The following is a 20,118-nucleotide window of genomic DNA, read 5'->3' as shown; positions in this document are numbered from 1 at the left end:
ATTGCGCTGAAAATACGATAAAAGGGGTAAAAATAAAAGCCTCCGGCTGGAGGCTTTAGGAACATTATGCTAAATAGGCTTAGAAGTTATACTTCAGACCCAAAGAGAATCTGCGTCCATTTACGTCATAAAATTCGCCAGAGTCAAACGTCTCAGGCGTACGAGGTGGCTCTTTATCAAATAGGTTGCTAACGCCTAAACGAAGTTGTAGGTCTTCTAGCACATAAGACTTATACATAAAGTCTACCGTGGTATAAGAAGGCACTTCGTTAAAGTTGTTGGCTTCAATTGTCCAACCTTTGTCATCAACAGTGCTATGACGATAGTTCACGGTTAGCGCGTAAACTGACTCATCTTGCGAATATACTGCAGTGAAACGACCTTTCCAACGTGGAGAGTCGTCAGTAAGTCCTGTGAAACTACGCAGGTCGTTGGCTAAGCCAGTTGAGTTTTGGGTATCTTTTGCAATGTATGTTGCAGCTAATTTCAGCGCCATTTCACCATTCATCGCGTCGAATCGGTATGCTGACTCAAAGTCGTAACCTTTTTTAACGATTTGTGCTGAGTTAATTGGGCGCTGATAGAAGTGTTCGATATCACCGTTTTCACCACGTATTACGTTTTTACAAAATAGGTTGTCAAGTGACTCGCTTTCGTAGCAGTTTTCTACAGTATTTTTACGATCAAAATATTGAATTGCTCCATCTATTTCAAATGACCAGTAGTCGACTGTAAAGTCAAGGCCTTCAATAAATTCAGGAGTATAGATAAGACCAACTGTTAAGTCGTTAGAAACTTCGTTCTTAAGCTCAGTGTTACCAACAATTGAACCTTCTAGACTACCACCAGCCAGCCACTCTGAAGATGGCATCCAACCTTCAGGTAAACCAGCTGCTTGACAGTTTTTAATGATATTTTTCTTATACTCGTAGCTATCGCTTAGCTTTTTGATACTGTCTGCACGACAAATATCAGCACGGCCAGAACTGAACTGAGTTGATGCAGGTGCAAACAGATCGCCTAAACTTGGTGCTCTAACAGATTTTGAGCGGTTTACACGTAATCTTAGTTCTTCTGTTACGCCCCAGTTTAGTGCAAGTTTCCATGCATCATCTTCGCCTGTTACAGAGTAATCCATGTAACGATAAGCGCCTTCGAAGGTCAAATCTAACGCAAGGAACTCGTCAACAAGAATTGGAACAGAAAGCTCCATCGACAGTTCATCGACTTCAATTTCACCATGCATAGGCAAGCTTGAGTTACCGAAGATCAGGCCTTTTGCCATGTTCTCAGATGGTGTCTTTTCAGCCACTTCACGGCGATGTTCAGCTGTGAATGCTGCGCTTACATATCCTGCTGGTAGTTCGAATAGTACACCGTCAACGGTTGCTGCAAAAACAGCTTGGTCATGTCTTGCAAAACGAGTGGCAACGGTTGAAATATAACCCATTTGCTCTGCGGTTGCCGAAGTCGCCCCCATCGGATTAAACGGTACACAGCCATCGATTTGACCAATGATGTCACCTTCGCTGTTACGCTTAGCACATACCGTTTGACCATTGATCACTGTTGCATCAACCGCGCTTAGTAGGTTTTGCTCAAGCACTTCGCCTGTCCATGTAGTATCTTGCTCTACGCGGCCAAACTGGAAGTAAGTGCTGTAACCCCAGTCATCATTAATGATGCCTTCAAGACCAATAGATGAACGGAATACTTCGCGCTCCTGCTCGTAATTACGGTCACCCCAAAGGTTTGAGTTTGCTTGATATAATGTAACGCTATCAATACCCTCCACCAAGTTACCGTCTTTATCTGTGTAGGTAACATCATCCATGATTTTGCCCATTTCGTCACTGACAAACGCATTATCACGGTGAATTTTATAAGCGAAGAACGCAGGGCCACTTTGAGTTGTTGACTCTGTTTTTGACCAAGTAGCGTCGAAGGTTAATGCGTGATCATGATTGATCTCGTATGTACCGTAGGTAGAAGCAATAACACGCTCTAGCGGGGTTCTGAAATAGCTTTTTGCGCCTTGCGTGAATACACCGTCACCCATGTTATATTCGTCATGGAAGTAGCGACCTGCAGCAAGCTCTGAAATTTTAGGGTTTGGATCAGGGATTAAACCTAGACCATAGTTAAATGGCTGCAACGAGCCATCTTCTTGGAAGGCAAAGTGGTCATTTAAATACACATCGCGGGTCTTATCTGCACCAGGAGCGATAGCAAAGAAGTCACCTTTTTCAGAGTAGCGAGCAAGGGCAGTTTGACCGTTTAGTGCGATATTACCTGGAATACCGTCTTTACTTCCTGTATCAGCTGGGTTAGCAATAGAGCGCATTGAATTTCTGTAGAAATCGCGGTCTAATTTTGCGTAACTTTCGTTCTTTGTGTAGTTCAACGATGCAATGAACGATAGCTTATCTAGTTCTTGGCCACCGGTAATTGAGAATGTGTGGTCTTCCCCGCCTTTTTGCTCAGGCTTTACAGTCGAGATATCAACTTCTATGCCATCGAATGACTTTTTAGTGATGATGTTTACAACACCAGCAACAGCGTCGGCACCATATACCGCCGCTGCACCACCAGTTGCAATTTCAACGCGCTCAATAATGCTAGTAGGAATGTTGTTTAAATCTACGGCTGTATCACCAACGGAACCTGGCACAAAGCGACGACCGTTAACTAGTACTAATGTACGCTCAGAACCTAAACCACGTAGGTCAGTAGTATTCAAGCCCGAAGCATAAATAAAGCTAGTTGTGTTTTCTGGAGATAAACCAACTGTTGCTTGAGGCATTTCAGCTAAAAGGTCGTTTACGTTTGTAATACCTTGGTTTTCAAGCTCTACGCCACCGATTACGGTAACAGGAGTAGGAGACGTTAGGTTAAAGCGCTTGATACGAGAACCAGTAACTTGAATACGTTCAACTGATTTGGTTTCCGTCTGTTCATTAGCAACAGCTACCGAACTACTTACCGCTCCGGCGATTAGCGCCATTTGGATGCTGGCAGTAACTAGATTTAACTTCTTCAACATTTTGACCCTTATTTACTTTGTTTATAGCGATAGCCCTGTTCATTCTCAAAACAGGCGTTCCGCAATATAGGTGCTGAGTTTTTACCATAAACAATTGTTAAATATGGATTTTGTGATGATGTTGAAGGTGTGTATAGAACGTTTAATCTGTGATTTTAGTGTGTTTAATTTGATTTTTTATTTTAAAATCAATTGCTTATCATTTGTTGTTGTGTAATGTATTTTTTACGGTGAGTAAGTGCTTACAATGCTTGTTAGTAATTTAGAAACAATTATTTTATCTTTGATTGGGTTGGTACAAGTTTTGGTACTAAATTTGAACCGATTTGTAGCCAGGTTTGTAACTTGAGTGTAATTTGTGGTGTGTAAAAAGTGCTCATTTAGCATTTTTGGCTTTATTTTGTGGGGAACTTTTTGAGATAGGCTAAAGAGTAGCCTACCTTTTAACTCGTTCGGACTAAACTCGTATAGCTTTTAAGCGACGCAACTTTAATTGTTCTTGGATTGTTTGGCCTTGGTATCCTTCGGCTATTATCTCTTGTACATCAATGTTGCTAGTTGCTAAAAAGTTCTGATTAAGTTTGTCACAAAGCACGCTTAATTTATCACTTACCTTGCTACAAATATAACAAAATCGCGCTAGCTTGTGTGGTCTGCGCCATGCATCAATATTTTGTAAAATATTGAGCCAATCTTCTGCTGCTTTATTGTCTTTGTGTAACAAGGTTATATTTGAAAGTAATTCCTTACTACATTCAATATAAAGATTAGGAACCTTAAATTGTTTTGCTTCATCTAGAGATGACAAGGTGGCACCTGAGTAAAAAACAGCAAGGCTAAACTGGGCGAAAACATCAAATTCATTGTTTCCTTCAAGTTTCGAGAGTGCGTTTTGAAATTTCCTGTATACCGTTTTATCCCACGCTAGAATATAAGGAGCAACCAACTTAAGCGCACCTAGCGTTGAAATAGTATCTAGAAAGTGCCCCAGACCGTTATCTTGTATTGTTTTCTCTATTTCTAACCAAATACGTTCTCTTGTTAGGGTTTGTAACTCGCCATGAGCAACCATAGTTCTCATCAGCTGCCAAGTTTCTGTAGCTATTGTGAAATTATAATCTTGATAACGAGCAGCAAACCGAGCTACTCGCAGCACTCGAAGTGGATCTTCACTAAACGCTTTGCTCACATGGCGTAATATTCTGCTTTCTAAATCTTTTTGACCGCCATAAGGATCGATTAGTGAACCATCATCATCTTTAGCTATTGCATTAACGGTAAGATCTCGGCGAAGTAAATCTTCTTCCAGTGTGATCTCAGGGCCGAAGTCACAAATAAATCCGGTATATCCTTGACCGCTTTTACGCTCTGTTCGAGCAAGAGCATGTTCGTCTTTGGTGATAGGATGTAAGAATACGGGAAAGTCGCTGCCGACTTGCTGATAGCCAAGCTCGCTCATTTGCTCAGGTGTGCTGCCAACCACCACATAATCTCTTTCTTTTATTGGTCGTCCTAGCAGTTCGTCTCTAACTGCACCGCCGACGAGATAGATTTTCATTTGCAATTTTCCATTTTCTGCGATTCGAGGTTTTATCTTGAACCGGATTTTGCCATTATAGAGCGCATCATAACAATAAAGAGACAAGTCGTGTATTTACGCTATTTTGGTTTAACTGAAAAACCCTTCTCGATTGCGCCAAATCCTGAATTTTTATTCCTTAGCGAACGTCACAAGGAAGCACTTGCACATTTAACCTATGGGTTGGGTGACGCGGGTGGTTTTGTACTACTAACTGGTGAAGTGGGTACGGGTAAAACAACAGTCACACGGAGTATGTTGGCTCAATTGCCAGAATCGACACAAGTCGCATTTATTCTTAATCCATCGCTATCGGAGCTTGAATTGCTTGCGACGATTTGTGACGAGTTGGGGATCAATTATGACAACAGTAATGCGACGTTAAAATCACTCACTGATGTCATAAAGCATAGGTTATTAGAGAACCACCACAGCGGTGGGCATACTATGCTGATCATTGATGAAGCTCAGCATTTAGCACCAGAAGTGTTAGAGCAGCTAAGACTGCTGACAAACTTGGAAACAGATCATAAAAAATTGCTCCAGATAGTATTAGTAGGTCAGCCTGAGCTACAGCATTTGTTACAGCGTAACGAGCTGCGTCAATTGGCACAAAGGATCACTGCGCGTTACCACTTGTTACCACTTAGCGAATCACAAGTGTTTGCTTATATACAGCACCGATTGCAAAAAGCCGGTTGTCAGCAAGCTTTGTTTCACCATGATGCGGTAGCCTATGTACATCAAGTGACAGCAGGGATCCCAAGATTAATAAATTTGCTGGCCGACAGGTGTTTATTGGGAGCGTACTCGGCCTCACAAACTCAGGTAACAAAGGCAATTGCTGTTCAAGCTGCAAAGGAGGCGCTACCCACTAATTTAGTACCAGTAGCAAGACAAGAAAAGAGTCGAGTGCCACTATTTTTTACAGCTTGGCTTGGTGTGTTATTTGTTGCAGGCTTTGGCTTGGCAAAATTGGTGTAGAGGGAAACATGTCGTATTTAACAAGTGCAATGAAACAGTCGCAACAAGGCGCAGATGCTGAACAGGACTATTTGAGTCAACGCCAAGACGCCCAGCTCATTTTTTATAAGAAGCTCGTCATCTATGCTGGTGCAGGTATTTTATCTTTAGTATCACTTGGTGCTGGTTACTATATAGGTAAGATCACTACTTCAGAAAAAGCACAGTTACAACTGACTTCAGAAGTTGAGCCTACAAGTGAAAGTAAGATAGCGCTTTCAGCTACACTTACACCGGAGCAACCGGTTGCGGAAAACCAGCAAGCGCAAAATGCCCATATTGCCAGTCAAGAGGTAAGTACACCTACTATTGACCAAGCGCAAAACAGCAATATTAATCTTAACTCAAATCCAGAAACAAAAGCAGCTGAGCCTGAGCAGCACTTTCAGTGGGTATCTGTGCAAATTGGCGTTGATAATCAAGGTAAACCTTTATATCAACAACAATTAGTCCCTGTGGGATCTGTTAAGGCGGCTTCAGTCGTGCCACATCCGACTCAAAATACAGTGCAAACAACTCAAGTTATTCAAGATTCATCCCCTGGAGAAATTCAAACGGCAGGTGAGTATGCCGGCTATCGCGTATTTGGTGCTAAACCAAAACAGCAAGATGATGAACTTGCCGGGGTATCGGAGGAGCTGAAAAAAGCGTTTGCCGAGGCGGTGAAGGAAACCGCACCGCATGAAGAACCTGAAGTGTTATCTACCACCAAAGATTCGGCTTCTGCTACACCCATCGCGCTGTTGCCTGCTCAATTGCAAAATAGTATTCCAAGCTTGCGGTATCAAGCGCATATTTATGCTACTGACTCTCATGAAAGGTGGATAAAAATCAACAATAGACCTTTATACGAGGGAGATAGTTTAGGGGCTTTAACCGTTGTAGAAATTACACCGGAGCAAACACGTTTTGATTTCGACGGCATTGAATTCAGTCTCGAGGCAATGGAGGACTGGCTGCCTTAATATCAAGGCAGCATTGAGTGTTTAAAAAACCGGATAAGATCAAGCTTGAATTCTTCAGGCTTGATCGCTGACTCTAGCTCATCGCTTACTTTTTTCGCGCTTAAATCGATATCTTGAACTTCAATGTAATGCATGTGCTTAGCGTGATAAAATACTTTCACGACAGGCTTTAAAGGCGTTTTGGGGTTACTTTGGGCAATAACACCGACCTTACCACTAGTGAGTTTTACTAAGGTGCCCACAGGGTATACGCCAATGCAAGCAATAAACCGGCTTAGTAGTTGTTCGTCAAAATGGTGAGGGCAGCCTTCACGCATTAACTTAAAAGCTTTAATTGGTGTCATGCCCTCTTTATAGACGCGCTCGGCGGTCAATGCATCATAAACATCCACAATAGCGGCCATTCTGACATGCTGTGGTAGTTCGTCCGCGGTTTTGCCATAAGGATACCCGGTGCCATCTAGGCGCTCGTGGTGATAGCCCGCAATTTCGCATGCAACTCGTCCTAGACCTGCATTGAGCACAATATCAAAGCTATATTTTGCGTGTGATTTCATAATGCCGTATTCATCTAAGCTCAACTTTCCAGGCTTATGTAAAATATTGTCGGGAATTTCTATCTTACCAATGTCATGAAGAAGTGCTCCTGTGGTCATCTCTTCGGTTAATTCTCTTGAGTAACCAAGGTGCTTACAGAAAATAGCCATTAAGATAGAAACATTAATAGAATGCTCCAATAAATAGGCGTCTTTTTCCCTGATCCGAGCAATGCAGGAAAGCGCATCTTGATTGCGAAATACGGAGTCAATAAAGCCGTTCGCTGTTGCTTTAAAAGCCTCTATTTCTATCGCTTTACCCGCTTTAATATCTGCAAACGCTTTGCTTTGAATTGCTTTTGCTTCGTCGTAAAGTGTCACTGCGTGTTGCATTTCTGCGTCGACACTACACTTGGTTTGCCAAGGGTCATGGTCTGGTTTATGTGGCTCTTCTATATGGTCATCATGAGGTGGTTCGTCATGAGGATCGTGCTCTGAAAGGCGTTTGCTGGGGTCGACCGTTACCTCTAAAACACCACTCTTTTGTAGCTTTGTAATGCTTGCTTTCGTTCTCACCCAGCCCTTGGTTTTAATCGCAACTGAGCCTGTCTGTTTGGTCACACCGACAACAAACATACCTGGCTCTAACTCACTGATATTAATATTAATCTCTGGCATGGTGGTTCCTTTGGTTGTGTCTTTAAGCGTAGCAAAGCTTGGTCAAATAGAAAGAACTAAAGCGTAAATATGATTGATTTTCCCCCAAGAAACCCGCATCCTGAAAGAAACAAAAAGGAGTCTCACTTATGCGCTTATCTCCCTTGGCATTAGGTCTCATTGCCACTTTATCTTGGCATGCAACTGCTAATTTGAAACAACAAGTTGCAGAGTCTATGCCTGAACTTGAATCTTTGTACCTACATTTACATCAAAACCCTGAGCTCTCTTATAAAGAAGAAAAAACAGCAGGGCGTTTGGCGGATGAAATGCGCAGGCTAGGTTATGACGTGACTGAAAATGTGGGTGGTTTTGGTGTTGTTGGCATGCTGAAAAATGGTGATGGTCCAACTGTGATGATCCGAGCCGACACTGATGGTTTGCCAATTATTGAAGAAACAGGAAAGCCATACGCGTCAAAAGTAAAAGTGAAAGATGATGCGGGGAATGAAGTCGGTGTGATGCACGGTTGTGGTCATGATATTCATATGACCAGCCTAGTCGGTACAGCAAAACAGCTAATGACTAATAAGGAAAAGTGGCAAGGTACATTGATGCTCGTTGCTCAGCCCGCTGAAGAAGTGGGAGGCGGCGCAAAAGCGATGTTAAAGGAAGGGTTGTATACTCAGTTTGCTAAACCTGATCATGTGCTTGGTTTGCATGTAAGCGCGGCCGTTCCTGCCGGTAAAGTGGCGATTGCACCTGGCTATGCATTGGCTAATGTTGACTCAGTTGACATTATCGTTAAGGGTAAAGGAGGACATGGAGCCTACCCACATACTACCATCGACCCTGTAGTACTGGCATCGCGGATTGTTTTGGGGCTGCAGACCATTACATCACGAGAGATCTCTCCGTTAGAACCGTCAGTGATCACGGTAGGCTCTATTCACGGTGGCTCTAAGCACAACATCATTTCAAATGAAGTCAAGCTACAACTGACTCTACGCTCTTATAATCCAGATGTGCGTGAGCAACAAATTGCGGCTATCAAACGCCTGACAGCAGGTATAGCAAAAAGTGCAGGGTTGGAAGACAGTCTTGTACCTGAGGTTATTGTTCATGAAAGCGAAAGCATTCCATCTACGTATAATAACCCTGAGTTGGCTGAATTTGTAACTAGCGCCATTAAGCAGGAAATTGGTGCAGAAAATGTTGAACAATCTCAGCCGGTGATGGCTGGTGAAGATTTTGGCTTATATGGCCGTACTGATGACAATGTTCCAATTACCATTTTTTGGCTAGGGGGGGTTAATCAAGCGGTATTCGATGCGGCACAAAAAAGCGGTGAGCCTTTACCTTCATTACACTCTAGTAAATTTGCGCCGGATTATCCTATCGCCATCGCGACAGGAGTAAGAGCAATGACCAATAGTGCACTTGCTTTATTTAATCAAAAATAAACTTTAGCTAGCATAGTAAAAAGGTAGCCGCGGCTACCTTTTTTAGTTTTTAGTCTTTGTTTGCTGCTGCAAGCATTAACTCTCTATTACGCTCTAGTTTTACCAGCATTGCATCCGCAATGGGTTTGAACTTAGCGAGCTCAGACTGAGGTAATGGTTCAGACTTCGGCAGTTTTACCGTTTTAGGGTTACGGTGTACACCGTTTACTAAAAACTCATAATGAAGATGAGGACCCGTCACACGGCCGGTTGCACCGACGGTACCAATTTTTTGTCCTTGCTTCACTTTTTGACCTGTTTTCACGGCACGTTTATTCAGGTGTAAGTACTTGGTCACATACTTGCTACCGTGCTGAATAAATACATAGTTACCATTGAGCCTATTGTAGCCAGACTTAAGTACTTTACCGTTACCTGAGGAAACCACCGGTGTGCCTACGCGTGCCGCATAGTCTATACCATTGTGAGACGACACCCGACCAGTCACAGGGTGAAGGCGACGCGGATTAAAGCTGGAGCTGATATATTTGAAGTTAACCGGTGCTCTTAAGAAGGCTTTTTTCATGCTGCGGCCTTCAGGGGTATAGAACTCATCATCAGTATGACGAACCGCACTGTAGCGCTCGCCTTGGTTGATAAATTCGGCTGCAATAATTTTGCCATTACCGATTTCTTCACCGTCTACATAGTGCTTTTCAAACACTAATGCGAAAGAGTCGCCCTTACGAATATCGTTTGCAAAGTCGACATCCCAACCAAAAATATCGGCAAAGTTCATTATTTGACGTTCGCTAAGACCGGCTGAAATACCTGCGCTCCAGAAGCTGGAGCTGATCTCGCCACCTGCTGATTTTTCGCGAGTTTCGATTTCTTTACTTTCGATTTTAGTTTCGTAGCTACCCTCGTCGTTTAAGGTCACCAATAAGGTGTCCGTTTTTGACAAGATGTATTTTAATTGAGCTAATTCACCACCATCATTGCTAGCAAAGCTAAGCACTTCTCCCGGGTGGATTTTAGTCAGCTTGCGGGTTTCTGCGTTGGTATTGACCAGATTGTGTAACGTTTTGGCAGAATAACCTGCGCGTTTAAAAATCACGGCTAGACTGTCACCAGACTTAACTTTGTGGTCTTTAAATTCAAATACAGGTTGTTTAGGGGCAGACTCAGGCGTGATGGCTGGCGCTGCATCTAATTCAGTAAGTTGCTCTGTTTTTTCTGATATTTTTACTGGCAACTCATAACGTTTCCCAACTTCTAAAGCTTTTCCGTCATTGTCTTTTGAAGCCGTTGCTTTTTCAGAGGGGATCAGGGCAATTCCGACCATCGCAGATAGGAAGCCGATGATGAGCACTTTGTGCTTTTTGGGGAGCTTATGAACCACATGAACCATAATGCGCCTTTTCTGCTGTCAAGAATTATTGTAGATAATATTGCAGGATATACGTAATAAACCCGTAATACCAGCGTTTTGTGCATTTAAACTCGGATAAATATAGGCTAGAATCGAGCGATTACAAGTTATAGCTGTTGGAGTGAGAATTGTGGATTTAGAAACTGCATTTGCAGAGATTAGCCGTGGTGCAGAAGAAATTCTGTTGCAGGATGAATTAAAAGAAAAGCTGAAGTCAGGTAAAAAACTACGTATTAAAGCGGGTTTCGATCCAACAGCGCCTGATTTGCATTTAGGACACACGGTGCTAATCAATAAAATGAAAACCTTTCAAGACTTAGGTCATGAGGTGATTTTCTTGATTGGTGATTTCACCGGTATGATTGGCGACCCAACGGGCAAAAATGTAACTCGTAAGCCACTCACTCGTGAAGATGTACTGGCAAATGCAGAAACATACAAAGAACAGGTTTTCAAAATCCTTGATCCTGCCAAAACCACAGTTGCATTCAACTCAGAGTGGATGGAAAAGCTAGGCACAGCCGGTATGATCAAGCTTGCTGCACGTCAAACTGTGGCACGTATGCTTGAGCGCGACGACTTTAAAAAGCGTTATGCAAATGGCCAAGCAATCGCAATCCACGAGTTCTTATACCCACTGGTTCAAGGTTGGGACTCGGTTGCATTAGAGGCGGATGTTGAGCTCGGTGGTACCGATCAGCGCTTTAACCTATTAATGGGTCGTGAGCTACAAAAAGACGAAGGGCAAAAGCCGCAAACAGTACTGATGATGCCACTACTTGAAGGCACCGACGGCGTACAGAAAATGTCTAAGTCATTAGGTAACTACATCGGTATTACTGACGCGCCAAACGACATGTTTGGTAAAGTGATGTCGATTTCTGATGATTTAATGTGGCGTTACTACGAATTACTAAGTGCGAAAACACTGGATGATATCGCCGCACTTAAAGAAGAAGTGGCGGGCGGCCGTAATCCTCGTGACATTAAAATTGAATTTGCAAAAGAAATGATTGCTCGATTCCACAGTGAAGCTGACGCTGAAGCGGCACATCAAGACTTTATCAAGCGTTTCCAAAAAAATGCTTTACCTGATGAAATCCCTGAAGTCACTGTAACTATTGAGGGTGAAAGCACGTTTATCACTAATTTGCTCAAAGAAGCTGGCTTAGTGGCAAGTACTTCAGAGGCGATGCGCATGATCAAGCAAGGCGCAGTAAAACTTAACGGCGAAGACAAAGTAACGGATACCAAATTAGAAGTTACTAAAGGTTCTTGCGAAATCTATCAAGTAGGCAAGCGTAAGTTTGCGAAAGTAACAGTAAACTAAACAAGCTAATCTACTTGTTATAGCCGAAGAGGTCAGTGCTTTACTGGCCTTTTTTGTGGTTGTTACAACATTAAGCTAGCAAAATTTATAATCACGAGTAGTAAGGCGGAAGTGGCAATAAATAGCCAGCGCATTTGATTGAGTAGTCCAAGCAAATGCTGAATATGTTCAGCAGAGGGCTGCGCTTTTGCACCCACCCGCATCACATCATAACGTTCGCCAAAATAAAAACGTGGCCCTGCGAGCTGCGTATGTAAATTTGCGGCAAAAAAGCTCAGTGCCCATCCCGTATTTGTTTGGCTAAAGTGACGGCCGTAGTATTTAATGTAGTGCCAAGTTTGCTTCGGTCTAAGTAGCAACGAAAAGCAGGTAATTAACAACCGAATAGGCATAAACTCTATAAGCCAAATTACGCGGGAAAGGCTTGCCATAAAACGGGTTGAGGGGGGCATTACTTGCCGCCATGCATGGTCGCATAGCAGTAATAGCTTATAAAATAGCGCGAGATAGGGGCCTGCTGCTAGATACAGTACAGCAATGACAAAAAAATGGCGCAGGGTATTTAATGCGGTGCTATCTATGGCGGCTTTACAAATACCAAGCTCTGTTAGCTTCTCGACATCTCTTGCTACCATTCCTTGCAACACCGCTCTTGCGGTTACTTTTTGCTTTGATTTTATCAGCGCGGAAATACGCTTAGCACGGCTTTCATGGCTAATATCTAAGCATAAAAACAACACCAGCCCACCGAGCCAATTAGGATAAAAAGCAAAGCTAATAATCGCATAAGTTAATACGGTGATGGTTAATATAGGGAGGAAGAATCCCAGTGTGCCTGATAATAGTTGATAACTAGAAGCCGCTTTGGGGCGATAAACTCTTTCGGCAATGGCTTTAAAAACAAGGCTAAGAATAAGATTAGGGTGATAAAGTGTTGATAACCTTACCCCTAGGCTGGCAAAAATCGCCAGTAAGAAAATGATCAGGCCCTCATGGGCCTGAAGCAAGCTGTCGAGCACTAAAGCGTAACCTTATCCAGCTTATTAAGTAGTGCCATCACCATTTTAGAAGAGTTAACCGAAGCGACTTCTAGATACTCCTCGAATGATTGCGGTGATTCTTTGCCGGCGATATCAGATAGCGAGCGGATCACAACAAATGGCGTGTTTAGAGAATGACAAGCCTGCGCAATTGCTGCGCCTTCCATTTCTACTGCTAACATAGTAGGGAAGTCTGCACGCGCCTTGTCGATGCGTACCGGATCGCACATAAATGAGTCACCCGTACAGATCAAGCCAACCATAGTTTGAATGCCTTCAAGTTCATGTACGCTTTGCTCTGCTGCCTCAACTAATTTTGCATGCGAAGTGAACGCAGCAGGCATTTGTGGAACTTGACCAATTTCATAGCCAAATGCAGTAACATCAACATCGTGATGACGTACTTCATTTGAAATAACCACATCGCCGACGTTTAGTGAAGGCTCAAAACCACCAGCAGAACCCGTGTTGATCACGCAATCTGGCGCAAAGTTGTCGATAAGCAAAGTTGTCGCAACTGTTGCTGCCACTTTACCAATGCCAGACTGTACAAGCGTTACGTCAAGACCAGCTAGTTTGCCGGTATAAAAAGTAAAGCCACCTTTGGTCAATGTTTGCGGGTTTTCCATGGTGTTACGCAAAATGGTAACTTCTTGCTCCATTGCGCCGATAATGCCTACTTTCATCAAAAGATTCCTAATTTGTGGTGGGGAAAGCCCCAGTGTCAAAATTGCTTTTATTATACGAAAGGGGTTTTGATAGGTAAAACAAAAAACGGGCTGACGCCCGTTTTGCTATATTTCTGCCAACTGAGTTGACTGTGCTTTTGCCTGTGAAGGGGACAGTACCGCAGGTTTGTAGGTGCGATTTCTGGTTTTCTTTGGCATCTCCACTTTTTGGCCAAGCTTGAATAGGATTGCCGCACGAACCTCAGCACTTTGGTAGCCACTTTTGATTTTCATGCGAATGTGTGGAATACCCGCAGATTCCAGAGCGCCACTGACAAACCAATCTTTTTGTGCTTTATGGCCGTTTTTATTGGCGTTGTTAACTAAATCAACAGCGGCAACAATTTTCAGTGTCTCTTTATCTACCAAGACATAATCCAGCTGTTTGTTCTTAGCTTTAGTTACCGCGGCACGACGTGCTTTTGGAGAGATCCCCGGTTTGCACTCAATCACATCAATGAGTTTAATGCGGCTTACGATTTTATATCTATCGCCAACAGCACGTTCTAATAAATGTAGAAACGATGCTTCAACGGTAGTAAAAACTGATTCTTTACGATTAAACGGATAAGGATTGCCACCCACATCGGTGTACTTAGAAGCGACAATGGAAGCAACGACCACTAGAGCCAAAATAGCAAGCAACGCAAATTCCATACAAAACTCCAAATCAAAAAAATGACATCTGTGATTTTATAAGCAATAGCTGTGCCAAAAGAGTGCTTGAATTAGTGGGTAGTTAACATTAAATCGGTTAATAAGTATTTGGGATATGGAGAGAAAAATAAAGTGCTTTAAGTTGTTTATACTAGGCAGCGATATCTTACAGCAGGGCTGCCTAGTACTGGATAATGGTATTAGCTCGCGTTATTTGTCTTCTTTCAGCACGTAGATCTCACCATCAAAACTACCTTGAATGGTCAATCCTTGCCCTGCCAGTTCCTTGAGATATTCAATATGCTCTTGGGTAATATGTTGACCCGGCACCAAAAGCGGAATACCCGGAGGATACGGGGTGACTAAACCTGCACAAATACGGTTGTTGCTCTTGCTAATAGGCACAGATTCACGTTCACCGTAGAAGGCATCGCTAGGAATACAAGCAAGGTCAATTGCGGGTAAATTCTCAGGCAAGCGCGAGCGTCGCGTTGACTTCGATAGTTTTATCTTGCCGCCATCAAGTTTCTTTAAGGCATTGTATAAGCGAATGATCTTTGAGCGTGTACCACCCAAGGTTAGTAAGACTAAGATAGTACTGTGGGTGTATTTCTCAATCTCCAGCCCAATTTCGTCTAACAGGAATTTATGAATATCCTTTAATGAGTACGGTAGTTCACTAATATCGATGAGGATTTTAAGCGGATCATGCCCCATATTATCGCCACTAAAATGTGGGAATATGTTCATAAAGTCTTGCTTATCAAGCACTTTAATATGTTTGAGCGAGGACATCTGCTGTTTAAACTCTGCAACATGGTTCAGCAGCGCATTGAGTAACTTATAGCCTTCCATCTCCAACTGCTTTTGGCACACATCCAAAGACGCAATAAGCTGGTATTTGGGCGAGGTGCTGGCGTAGATACTGTAAATCTCACGGAAAAAATCAGCATCAAAATCAGGGTCGTTAATATGGATATAAGACGCCTGCGAAAATGCCGATACGACTTTATGCGCCGAATGAGTGACATAATCTGCACCTGCATGAATGGCGGAATAATGGCGCAAGCTAGGGTGAAATAGCGAGTAAGCAAACCAAGCTTCATCAATAAAGACTTTGATGCCATGCTGATGGGCAAATTCTACGACTTGTTTCAGGTCGCTCAGCAAACCATCATAGGTACAGCCTGTGAGCACCAGTAGTTTTGCATCGGTATTTTGTTCTATCGCTTGCTTGATATCAGCCAGTGAGGGCGGTGCGAATATGCCATATTTTGGATTTAAAATACTCGATAAATAGATAGGGAAACTGGCCGATTGCAAAATGCCGTAGTGCACTGACTTATGACAGTTGCGGTCGATGATCACCTTATCGCCTTTGCGAAGTAGGGTTTGCAAAATGATTTTATTCGAGGTGGACGATCCATTAGTTACAAAGTAGGTGCGTTTAACCTCAAACGTTGCCGCTGCAGATTCCTGAGCGCGGCCAATGGTATTGGTGCTGTCTGACAGTGAACCTAGCGAATCAACCGATACAGACAAGTCTCCGACAAATACATTACGGCCATAGAATTGATAAAAATCTTTGATATAAGGAGAGTTTCTAAAGCTCGAACCGCCGCTGTGACCCGGAGTATGCCAGGAGTCGTTCGCTTCGCCGACATAACTGCGATACGCGGTCCAAAATGGCGTCTCGGCTCTGTCATCAAAGTCATTGATCATATATCCCAAAATGGCTTCAGGGTCTGAGATAACTTCATCTTTAAAGAAGAAAGATTCGATTTCCTCGGATTCGTTGACTATCTCAAGCCCTTTAGTGTCATCGCCAATAACGTAAACCGGTAATTCTAGACGAATACATTTTAATTGCTCGATAAAGCGACTATAGGTTTGCTCGCCACTTTTGTTGTGCACATCCCAACTCAGCACGACAGCTTGAATATCACCATCTTCAGTGACATGCTCCAAGGCTTTTGAAAGTTCGAGGCATTCAATAATATCGATTTGAACATCCTCTCGCTCAAAATTAGGGATCGTTTTTGATAGATTGCTCGAGAGCGCTTGTAATACGGCCGGCTCTTGCTCTATTAACAAGATACGAAGGACAGGTAGCATAATGATATTCGCATTAAAATTTAAAGACTTTCATTAGCATAAAGAAAGCGCAGTGATTTGTGAAATCAATACTTTGAAAATGTTCCAGAAATTGTAAAACGGATGTAGGGCGATTTTACATCGCGATTTAGTAAAAGCCCTCCGCGTAAAGCGGATCCCACCAGAGGTTATGTATCGCGTCTAGGAGATGCTTTACGCAGCGATCTGTGTTTCCAGATAATTCAACGAAACAAAAAAGTAGCAACAATCCCCATAAATAAAAGTTGTGCTTATGCTAAAACAAAGATTAACTATCAGTCTTCTCTTTAAACTCACATAAGTCTTCAATAATACAGCTACCACACTTTGGTGTTTACGCGCGGTGTGCACATAGCGGCCATGGAGAATAAGCCAGTGGTGGACATCTACCTTGAACTCTTTTGGTACAACCTTCTCCAGCTTTTGCTCGACTGCCACCACATTTTTATCCATAGCAAACTTGGTGCGGTTGGAGACGCGGAATATATGGGTGTCTACAGTAATAGTCGGCTTGCCGAAGTATAAGGAAAGTAGATAACTAAGTTCGTAATCACCTGCTTTAACTGTATGAATATTGTCAATTTTTTAATAAAAATATACACTAAGCCGCTTTGAAGATATAAACCGGATTTGCACACTATTTACTTACTGTAATGGACTCTTAGATATGAAACTTTTCAAATATATTATATTAATCACCACATTCCTTTTAGTAGCTTGTGGAGGTAGCTCGTCTTCGGATGAACCTAAACTTACAACTAAAATAGAAAAAATTAGCTTAAACTCTGAACTGGTCAGAGGCCAAAGTACCAGCGCAATAATAGAGTGTGTTGATTGTTTGAAAGATAAGGCCATTTATCGCTGGGAAATTGATAATGTTGTAGTGAGTCAATCTAGTTCATTTACTCCTGATTTTGAGCATTTGGATAAGGTGGTTGTGATCACGGTTCAAGTACCAAGTATTGATCAGGTGATGAGTGATGAAGTCTCCTATCAGGCTGAGGTTATTTCACGTAAAACTAAAATAGAAAAAATTAGCTTAAACTCTGAACTGATCAGAGACCAAAGTACCAGCGCAATAATAGAGTGTGTTGATTGTTTGAAAGATAAAGCTATTTATCGCTGGGAAGTTGATAATGTTGTTGTGAGTCAATCTAGTTCATTTACTCCTGATTTTGAGCATTTGGATAAGACGGTTGTGATCACGGTTCAAGTACCAAGTATTGATCAGGTGATGAGTGATGAAATTTCCTATCAGGCTGAGATTATTTCACGCAAAACCAAAGTCGAGTCGCTAGAACTTACAGGGAAACATACGCCAAACACGACAACCCTAGCGGATTTTACCTGTGATAATTGCCTGTCAGAAACAATATCAATGCAATGGTTTATAGGCGAGAAGTTGGTTGCAACTGGAACGTCGTTTACACCAGACTTAAATAACTTTGATAAGCCAATCACTATAAAAGCAAAGGTGACTAGTATTGATAACATTGTTAGTGAAACAACTTCATTTGACTTTATCAAGCCGACTCCAATCAGTGGAAATATATACCTATCAGATAAGTATGTTTTGATGTCTAACGGCGAGCTGATTTTTGATAGTAGCCATGGAATACAGCCGGAAGATGGCAAGAGTGACTTCGTTAATGCTTATTATGGAAAACATGTATGGGGGACGGTTTTAGCTCAAGATACTAAAGGGAAGTTTTTTAAATATGGTGACGGCAGAGAATTTTATTCTCATGAAAAAGAAAGTAGCTTTGAAGATATAAAAGAAAAAATAAATAACGTGAAAAGTTACTGGCTAGATTTCTACGGTGAGCACGTTTTAACAAGTGATGGAAAAATTATTACTTGGGATAACACTCTCGATGATTCAGGTAATTTTGAATACAGTAAAGCCCAATTATCCCAAACAGAGCTTAACGATGTAAAACAAGTTTTGCATTCACTTTATGACTGTAGCAGCTCTGCAAATACTTCAGCAGTGCTTTACAACTCTGGACTTCTTGTTATCGACGGATTTTGGTGGGATAAAAAAGGCTCGCACCAACATAGTTATAAGCGAGTAGAAAAAACGGGTGTAAGTAAGATTCAAGCCGTTAGCTATGCTGGCGGTGGTGGGTACGATGCTGTCGCAATATTTGATGAACAAGATAATGTAGAAATTTGGACATGTAGTAATGAGCCGTTTTTATCTACACTAGAAAATGGAGAATATGCTACAGGTTTTGGAGATTTACAAAATGTAGCCCGTATTATCAGTCCGTTAGGTTCAAAAGCTATTCTTGCGATAAAAAAAGATGGTAGCTTTTCAATCAGAGGTTCTGGTTTAACCTACCATGTTTCGAGTCTAAACACTGAGATTAAGGTAAAAGACTTACTTAAAATTAGTTGGATGTATGTTCTGTTGGATGTTGAAGGTAATATTCATTATTTAGATAGCTATTGGAGCGAATACTTACCTGAACAGTTCCCAGAGTTTTCTTTTGATAACATAGCGTATAGTGTTCCTTCTGATCATTCTAATGGCGTAGTTGTTAAAGAGGACGGTTCGGCTTTACTTATTACACAAAATAATCCAAAGACATTACCCTCTGTTAAAGATATAAACCTAGTAGACAATTTCATGCTAATTACGGATAAAGAAGGTAAGCTCACTACCTATTATGAACGTGATAGCGAAAGAGAGTTAGATGCAGATTACTTTTCAAATGGTATTAATCAAATAGAGGGCGTTTCAGAGGTTATAAATTTAGGAAACGGTTATATTATAAAAACAAAGTTAGGTGAGTTTATTTTAGTTCAAACAGGAGGGAGGTCTCTTAGTCACTTTCATGAAAAAATTAATCGGCCAATTGAAGCGGTAGATTAATTATTTTTTAAAAAATTAAAGCTCCATAAAAAGAGAAGACTAATCAGTCTTCTCTTTAAACTCACACAAGTCTTCAATGAGGCATGAACCGCATTTAGGTTTGCGCGCGGTGCACACATAGCGGCCATGGAGAATAAGCCAGTGGTGGACATCCACTTTAAACTCTTTTGGTACCACCTTTTCTAGCTTTTGCTCGACTGCCACTACATCTTTACCCATGGCAAACTTAGTGCGGTTAGAAACGCGAAAGATGTGGGTGTCTACAGCGATAGTCGGCCAGCCAAAGGCGCAGTTTAGTACCACGTTGGCGGTTTTGCGACCCACGCCTGGTAGTGCCTCTAGTGCTTCACGGTTTTCGGGGACTTCGGAGCCGTGTTTGTCGACGAGGATCTGACACATTTTATAGACGTTATTGGCTTTTGAATTAAACAAACCAATGGTTTTGATATAGTCTCTTAAGCCCTCAAGGCCAAGCTCAAGGATCTTTTCCGGTGTGTTGGCAACAGGGAAGAGTTTGCGTGTCGCTTTGTTTACCCCAACATCAGTGGCTTGTGCTGAGAGGGTAACGGCAACTAAAAGCTCGAATGGTGACGAGTATTCTAGCTCAGTTTCAGGGTGCGGATTTTCGTCCCTGAGTCGCGTGAGTATTTCTATACGTTTTTGTTTATTCATAAG

The 20,118-nt window shown here is 42.2% G+C and carries 14 protein-coding genes and 1 pseudogene; 5 read left to right on the top strand and 10 right to left on the bottom strand.

Annotated elements, in window-relative coordinates; all coding sequences use genetic code 11:
• Positions 1-79: 79 nt before the first annotated feature.
• A complete protein-coding gene (locus tag CWC29_RS12905; RefSeq protein ID WP_138522544.1) occupies positions 80-3,043 on the bottom strand; it encodes a TonB-dependent receptor domain-containing protein in 2,964 nt (987 codons plus the stop codon).
• Positions 3,044-3,500: 457 nt separating this feature from the next.
• Entirely contained in the window at positions 3,501-4,601 is a 1,101-nt protein-coding gene (locus CWC29_RS12900) for a tRNA nucleotidyltransferase (RefSeq protein ID WP_128726770.1), read from the bottom strand.
• Between the two features lie 90 nt (positions 4,602-4,691).
• On the opposite strand from CWC29_RS12900, the gene CWC29_RS12895 reads away from it, so the two are divergent.
• Both CWC29_RS12895 and CWC29_RS12890 read left to right on the top strand, forming a co-directional pair.
• Positions 4,692-5,606 carry an ExeA family protein gene (locus tag CWC29_RS12895; RefSeq protein ID WP_128726769.1) on the top strand — a complete coding sequence of 305 codons (915 nt, stop codon included), beginning with the start codon at positions 4,692-4,694 and terminating at the stop codon, positions 5,604-5,606.
• Positions 5,607-5,614: 8 nt separating this feature from the next.
• Positions 5,615-6,610: a general secretion pathway protein GspB gene (locus tag CWC29_RS12890; RefSeq protein ID WP_138522542.1), complete on the top strand. Its 996-nt coding sequence runs from the start codon at positions 5,615-5,617 to the stop codon at positions 6,608-6,610.
• A gap of 2 nt (positions 6,611-6,612) precedes the next feature.
• Here CWC29_RS12890 and CWC29_RS12885 read toward each other — a convergent pair whose 3' ends face one another.
• Positions 6,613-7,824, bottom strand: a complete 1,212-nt coding sequence (locus CWC29_RS12885; protein WP_138522541.1) for an HD-GYP domain-containing protein — start codon at positions 7,822-7,824, stop codon at positions 6,613-6,615.
• Positions 7,825-7,952: 128 nt separating this feature from the next.
• On the opposite strand from CWC29_RS12885, the gene CWC29_RS12880 reads away from it, so the two are divergent.
• Positions 7,953-9,266 (top strand): M20 metallopeptidase family protein, encoded by a 1,314-nt coding sequence (locus CWC29_RS12880; RefSeq protein WP_128726766.1) that lies wholly within the window; start codon positions 7,953-7,955, stop codon positions 9,264-9,266.
• A gap of 49 nt (positions 9,267-9,315) precedes the next feature.
• On the opposite strand, the gene CWC29_RS12875 is transcribed toward CWC29_RS12880, so the two are convergent.
• Positions 9,316-10,656 (bottom strand): peptidoglycan DD-metalloendopeptidase family protein, encoded by a 1,341-nt coding sequence (locus CWC29_RS12875; protein ID WP_128726765.1) that lies wholly within the window; start codon positions 10,654-10,656, stop codon positions 9,316-9,318.
• A 151-nt stretch (positions 10,657-10,807) separates the two neighbouring features.
• On the opposite strand from CWC29_RS12875, the gene tyrS reads away from it, so the two are divergent.
• Positions 10,808-12,007, top strand: coding sequence for a tyrosine--tRNA ligase (gene tyrS, locus CWC29_RS12870; protein ID WP_017216498.1), 1,200 nt, complete (start codon positions 10,808-10,810; stop codon positions 12,005-12,007).
• Between the two features lie 62 nt (positions 12,008-12,069).
• On the opposite strand, the gene CWC29_RS12865 is transcribed toward tyrS, so the two are convergent.
• From CWC29_RS12865 to CWC29_RS12845, 5 genes and pseudogenes are all read right to left on the bottom strand, one after another.
• Positions 12,070-13,026, bottom strand: coding sequence for a cobalamin biosynthesis protein (locus CWC29_RS12865; protein ID WP_128726764.1), 957 nt, complete (start codon positions 13,024-13,026; stop codon positions 12,070-12,072).
• Complete coding sequence (gene mtnN, locus CWC29_RS12860; protein ID WP_017217969.1) at positions 13,026-13,733, bottom strand: 5'-methylthioadenosine/S-adenosylhomocysteine nucleosidase; 708 nt, start codon at positions 13,731-13,733, stop codon at positions 13,026-13,028. Before mtnN ends, CWC29_RS12865 begins: the two co-directional genes overlap by 1 nt.
• Before the next feature lie 108 nt (positions 13,734-13,841).
• Positions 13,842-14,432, bottom strand: a complete 591-nt coding sequence (locus CWC29_RS12855) for a DUF2726 domain-containing protein (protein WP_010605979.1) — start codon at positions 14,430-14,432, stop codon at positions 13,842-13,844.
• 210 nt (positions 14,433-14,642) lie between these two features.
• Positions 14,643-16,547, bottom strand: coding sequence for an aminotransferase class V-fold PLP-dependent enzyme (locus CWC29_RS12850; protein WP_138522539.1), 1,905 nt, complete (start codon positions 16,545-16,547; stop codon positions 14,643-14,645).
• Positions 16,548-16,833: 286 nt separating this feature from the next.
• Positions 16,834-17,099, bottom strand: a pseudogene (locus tag CWC29_RS12845) (endonuclease III); the annotation flags it as partial.
• Between the two features lie 133 nt (positions 17,100-17,232).
• Between CWC29_RS12845 and CWC29_RS12840 the strand changes: the two are divergent.
• Positions 17,233-19,443 carry a hypothetical protein gene (locus CWC29_RS12840; protein ID WP_128726762.1) on the top strand — a complete coding sequence of 737 codons (2,211 nt, stop codon included), beginning with the start codon at positions 17,233-17,235 and terminating at the stop codon, positions 19,441-19,443.
• A 39-nt stretch (positions 19,444-19,482) separates the two neighbouring features.
• On the opposite strand, the gene nth is transcribed toward CWC29_RS12840, so the two are convergent.
• A complete protein-coding gene (gene nth, locus CWC29_RS12835) occupies positions 19,483-20,115 on the bottom strand; it encodes an endonuclease III (RefSeq protein ID WP_128726761.1) in 633 nt (210 codons plus the stop codon).
• Between the last annotated feature and the right edge of the window lie 3 nt (positions 20,116-20,118).

The sequence above is a fragment of the Pseudoalteromonas galatheae genome (genome assembly GCF_005886105.2).
GTDB lineage: Bacteria > Pseudomonadota > Gammaproteobacteria > Enterobacterales > Alteromonadaceae > Pseudoalteromonas > Pseudoalteromonas galatheae.
Note: the sequence above shows the minus strand (reverse complement) of the source record. Positions and strands in the feature narration are given on the sequence as shown.

Bases quoted from the DNA above. Each gene is read 5' to 3' on its own strand.
- CWC29_RS12905 (WP_138522544.1), bottom strand. From the start codon at position 3,043: ATGTTGAAGAAGTTAAATCTAGTTACTGCCAGCATCCAAATGGCGCTA.
- CWC29_RS12900 (WP_128726770.1), bottom strand. From the start codon at position 4,601: ATGAAAATCTATCTCGTCGGCGGTGCAGTTAGAGACGAACTGCTAGGA.
- CWC29_RS12850 (WP_138522539.1), bottom strand. From the start codon at position 16,547: ATGCTACCTGTCCTTCGTATCTTGTTAATAGAGCAAGAGCCGGCCGTA.
- nth (WP_128726761.1), bottom strand. From the start codon at position 20,115: ATGAATAAACAAAAACGTATAGAAATACTCACGCGACTCAGGGACGAA.
- mtnN (WP_017217969.1), bottom strand. From the start codon at position 13,733: ATGAAAGTAGGCATTATCGGCGCAATGGAGCAAGAAGTTACCATTTTG.
- CWC29_RS12880 (WP_128726766.1), top strand. From the start codon at position 7,953: ATGCGCTTATCTCCCTTGGCATTAGGTCTCATTGCCACTTTATCTTGG.
- CWC29_RS12875 (WP_128726765.1), bottom strand. From the start codon at position 10,656: ATGGTTCATGTGGTTCATAAGCTCCCCAAAAAGCACAAAGTGCTCATC.
- CWC29_RS12890 (WP_138522542.1), top strand. From the start codon at position 5,615: ATGTCGTATTTAACAAGTGCAATGAAACAGTCGCAACAAGGCGCAGAT.
- CWC29_RS12855 (WP_010605979.1), bottom strand. From the start codon at position 14,432: ATGGAATTTGCGTTGCTTGCTATTTTGGCTCTAGTGGTCGTTGCTTCC.
- CWC29_RS12840 (WP_128726762.1), top strand. From the start codon at position 17,233: ATGAAACTTTTCAAATATATTATATTAATCACCACATTCCTTTTAGTA.
- CWC29_RS12885 (WP_138522541.1), bottom strand. From the start codon at position 7,824: ATGCCAGAGATTAATATTAATATCAGTGAGTTAGAGCCAGGTATGTTT.